The sequence below is a fragment of the Sphingomonas sp. 66-10 genome (assembly GCF_001897045.1).
Classification (GTDB): Bacteria; Pseudomonadota; Alphaproteobacteria; order Sphingomonadales; family Sphingomonadaceae; genus Sphingomonas; species Sphingomonas lycopersici.
The window spans coordinates 60,386-62,899 of the sequence record NZ_MKRR01000136.1 but is presented as its reverse complement, the minus strand read 5'-3'; the positions used below and the strand labels follow the sequence as shown (position 1 = coordinate 62,899).

At 67.9% G+C, this 2,514-nt stretch carries 3 protein-coding genes; all 3 read left to right on the top strand.

Annotated elements, in window-relative coordinates; genetic code table 11:
• Nucleotides 1-1,156 (top strand): alpha-N-arabinofuranosidase (locus BGN95_RS18360; protein WP_286773587.1); only part of this gene is annotated, 1,156 nt, incomplete at its 5' end.
• Nucleotides 1,153-2,139 carry an arabinan endo-1,5-alpha-L-arabinosidase gene (locus tag BGN95_RS18355; RefSeq protein ID WP_286773586.1) on the top strand — a complete coding sequence of 329 codons (987 nt, stop codon included), beginning with the start codon at nucleotides 1,153-1,155 and terminating at the stop codon, nucleotides 2,137-2,139. The genes BGN95_RS18360 and BGN95_RS18355, both read left to right, overlap by 4 nt.
• Before the next feature lie 4 nt (nucleotides 2,140-2,143).
• On the top strand, nucleotides 2,144-2,514 hold a 371-nt coding region (locus BGN95_RS18350), incomplete at its 3' end, for a family 43 glycosylhydrolase (protein ID WP_286773585.1).

The following is a 2,514-nucleotide window of genomic DNA, read 5'->3' as shown; positions in this document are numbered from 1 at the left end:
CACGCATGAGTTCATGGAGCTGATGAGCCAGCTCGGCGCCGAGCCCTATATCGCGGGCAATGTCGGCGACGGCACCCCGCGCGAAATGGCCGAGTGGGTCGAATATATGACCGCGCCCGCCGGCAGCCTCGCCGACGAGCGCGCCGCGAACGGCCACAAGGCGCCGTGGGCGGTGCCCTATTTCGGGGTGGGCAACGAATTATGGGGCTGCGGCGGCAATATGCGCGCCGAATTCGCCGCCGACGAGACGCGGCGTTATGCGACCTTCATCAAGGCGCCGGCGGGAACCAAGATCCTCAAGATCGCCTCGGGCGCCAATGTCGACGATTATACCTGGACCGAGACGATGATGCGCGTCGCGGGCGAGCAGGTCGACGGGCTGTCGCTGCATTATTACACGATCCCCGGCGGCTGGCCGCCCAAGGCCTCGGCGGTCGATTTCGACGAGACGGGCTGGGCCGAGACGCTCTCCGAAGCCAATCGGATGGACGAGCTGATCAAGCGCCACAGCGCGATCATGGACCGTTACGACCCCAAGAAGCGCGTGTTCCTCGCGGTCGACGAATGGGGCACCTGGTATGCCGGCGATCCGGGGACCAACCCCGGCTTCCTGCGCCAGCAGAACAGCCTGCGCGACGCGTTGGTCGCGGCGATCCACCTCAACATCTTCGCCCGCCACGCCGATCGCGTGCGGATGAGCGCGATCGCGCAGATGGTCAACGTGCTCCAGGCGATGATCCTGACCGACGACGCGAAGATGGTCCGCACCCCGACCTATTGGGTGTTCGCGATGTACAAGCCCTATATGGACGCGACGGTGCTGCCGATCGACATCGCCTCGCCCGGCTATGGCGCAGGCAAATGGTCGATGCCGGCGGTGAGCGGCTCGGCGGTGCGCGACAAGGCGGGGAAGGTGCATGTCGGGCTCGCCAATGCCGATCCGCACCGCGCGATCACCGTCGAGATCAAGCTCGACGGGGTCAATGCCGCGACGGCGAGCGGCCGCGTGCTGACCGCGGCGCAGATGAATGCGCACAATGATTTCGCCGCGCCCGATGCGGTGAAGCCGGCGGCATTCGGCGACGCGCGCATCGCCGGCGACACGCTCACCGTCACGCTGCCGGCCAAGTCGGTGGTGATGCTCGATCTGCAATGAAACGCGGGCTGGTCCTGTCGGCCGCGCTGGCGCTGGCCGCGCCCGCCGCCGCGCAATCGCTTAACGCGCGGCTGGCGGGCGATCTCGTGCCGACCCACGATCCGGTGATCGCGCGCGAGGGCGACACCTATTACGTGTTCGGCACCGGGCTCGATTCACGCAGCTCGACCGATCTCGTCCATTGGCAGGCGGGGCCGAAGCTGATCGAGCATCTCCCCGATTGGGCGACCAAATTGATCCCCGGCGCGCAGGGCGCCTGGGCACCTGACATCAGCCGGGTCGACGGGCGCTGGCGGCTCTATTATTCGGTCTCGACCTTCGGCTCGAACCGTTCGGCGATCGGCCTCGCCACCAGCCCCACGCTCGATCCCAAGGCGCCCGGCTATGGCTGGCGCGACGAGGGGCTGGTGCTGCAATCGACCCCCGCGAGCGATTACAATGCGATCGACCCCAATTTCGTGATCGATGCCGAGGGGCGCCACTGGCTGACCTTCGGCAGCTTCTGGAGCGGGATCAAGCTCGTCCGGCTGAACTCCGCGACCGGCAAGCCGCTCGACCCCGCCGCCGCCCCGATCGGCATCGCGCGGCGGCCGGCCCCGGCCGGCGCGCCCGCCCCGATCGAGGCGCCGTTCATTCTGCGCCACGGCGGCTGGTATTGGCTGTTCGCCTCTTACGATTATTGCTGCAAGGGCGCGAACAGCACTTATTACACCGTGGTGAGCCGCGCCAAGGCGATCACCGGCCCCTATCTCGGCAAGGACGGCAGCGCGATGCTGCAGGGCGGCGGCACAATCTTCCTGCGCGCCGATCTGACCGAGAAACAGCGCTTCCGCGGCCCCGGCCATCCCGGCTTCCTGCATGACAAGGACGGCGCCGATTATGTCGTCTACCACGCCTATGACCGTGAGAACAAAGGCGCCCCGACGCTGAGGATCGCCCCGATCCGCTGGGGTGCGGACGGCTGGCCCGTAGCAGAGGATTGATCGCATGATGTCGCTTACCCGCCGTGGTTTCGTCGGCGCCACCGCCGCGCTTGCCGCTTTGCCCGCCGCCGCCGCGCGGCGCCCGGCCGCCCCTGCGATCGTCAACCCCTTGGTCCGCCAGCGCGCCGATGCGCAGGTGTTCCGCCACAGCGACGGCGATTATTACATGACCGGCTCGGTCCCGGAATATGACCGGCTGTTGCTGCGCCGTTCGCCCACCCTCGCCGGGCTCGCCACCGCCGAGGAGCGCGTGCTGTGGCGGCATCTTTCGAGCGGGCCGATGTCGGGGTTCATCTGGGCGCCCGAGCTGCATTTGGTCGACGGTCGCTGGACGATGTATTTCGCCGCGGGGCCGAGCGGCGGCGGCGAGGATGT

Excerpts from the sequence above, each read along its gene's own strand:
- BGN95_RS18355 (WP_286773586.1), top strand. The coding sequence starts at position 1,153 with ATGAAACGCGGGCTGGTCCTGTCGGCCGCGCTGGCGCTGGCCGCGCCC.